The sequence below is a fragment of the Hydrogenophaga sp. genome (assembly GCF_031426985.1).
Lineage (GTDB): Bacteria > Pseudomonadota > Gammaproteobacteria > Burkholderiales > Burkholderiaceae_C > Hydrogenophaga.
The window spans coordinates 1-1,308 of sequence record NZ_JASJOY010000083.1; the positions used below are offsets into that span (position 1 = coordinate 1).

2 protein-coding genes and 1 pseudogene are annotated in these 1,308 nt (G+C 63.1%); all 3 read right to left on the reverse strand.

Annotated elements, in window-relative coordinates; all coding sequences use genetic code 11:
- The coding region (gene gltA / locus RMP09_RS10575; RefSeq protein ID WP_310565944.1) for a citrate synthase at window positions 1-837 on the reverse strand (837 nt) is incomplete at its 3' end.
- A 23-nt stretch (window positions 838-860) separates the two neighbouring features.
- Complete coding sequence (locus RMP09_RS10580; RefSeq protein ID WP_310565945.1) at window positions 861-1,151, reverse strand: succinate dehydrogenase assembly factor 2; 291 nt, start codon at window positions 1,149-1,151, stop codon at window positions 861-863.
- Between the two features lie 39 nt (window positions 1,152-1,190).
- Window positions 1,191-1,308, reverse strand: a pseudogene (gene sdhB, locus RMP09_RS10585) (succinate dehydrogenase iron-sulfur subunit); the annotation flags it as partial.

A 1,308-nucleotide genomic window follows, 5' to 3' on the forward strand; every position in this document is an offset into this window, starting at 1 on the left:
CATGTTCAGGCAGGCTTCGTTGGCGCCGCCGTGGGCCGGACCCCACAGGCAGGCCACGCCGGCCGCGATGGCAGCAAACGGGTTGGTGCCCGACGAACCGCACAGGCGCACCGTGGAGGTGGACGCGTTCTGCTCGTGGTCGGCGTGCAGGATGAAGATGCGGTCCAGGGCCTTTTCCAGCACCGGGTTGACCTTGTAGTCCTCACAGGGCGTGCCGAACATCATGCGCAGGAAGTTGCCCGAGTAGCTCAGGTCGTTGCGCGGGTACATGTAGGGCTGACCGATGCCGTACTTGTAGGACATGGCGACCAGCGTGGGCATCTTGGCGATCAGGCGGATCGCAGCGATGTGGCGGTGCTCCGGGTTGTTGATGTCGGTGCTGTCGTGATAGAAGGCCGACAGCGCGCCCACCAGGCCGGTCAGCACGGCCATGGGGTGGGCGTCGCGGCGGAAGCCGCGCAGGAAGAACTGCATCTGCTCGTTGACCATCGTGTGGTTGATCACGAGCTTGTGGAAGTCGCCGCGCTCTTTCTCGTTGGGCAGTTCGCCGTTGAGCAGCAGGTAGCAGGTGTCGAGGTAGTCGGCCTGCGTGGCCAGCTGCTCGATCGGGTAGCCGCGGTACAGCAGTTCACCCTTGTCGCCATCGATGTAGGTGATGGCCGACTGGCAGGCCGCCGTGGACAGGAAACCGGGGTCGTAGGTGAACATGCCGGTTTGTGCATACAGCTTGCGGATGTCGATCACATCCGGACCGATGCTGCCGCCGTACACCGGCATCTCGACGCTGGGGCTGCCGTTGGAGAACGACAAGGTGGCTTTGTTGTCTACGAGTTTCATGCGGGTTCCTTGTTGGAGAGGCTTCAAACGGGTCGCCGGGCGGCGATCAGCATGCCGAGCACTTGCGTGACGTCGGGGCGGGCCAGGTCGCCTTCGGGCGTTTTGCGGACCAGCAGCAGATCGAGCAGGTCGTTGTCCGAGAGGTCCATTAAAACGCCGAGAGCTTCGGCCTGGCTGACGGTCAGGCCAGAGTCGTGCCTGGCGAAGAACTGCTCGATGAACAAATCGTTCTCGAGCAGTCCGCGGCGGCAGCGCCAGCGCAGCTTGCTCAATGCGCGGGCATCAAGCAGGGCGTCGTTGGGGCTGGCATCCATGGTCGGGGTGGTGTCCAAGGTGTGGATAGGGCGTTGCGATCAGACCGCGCGCTTGACCATCAATTCCTTGATCTTGCCAATCGCCTTGGTCGGGTTCAGGCTCTTGGGGCAGACGTCCACACAGTTCATGATGGTGTGGCAGCGGAACAGGCGGTAC

Coding starts and splice junctions, on each gene's coding strand:
- RMP09_RS10580 (WP_310565945.1), bottom strand. CDS start 1,151: ATGGATGCCAGCCCCAACGACGCCCTGCTTGATGCCCGCGCATTGAGC.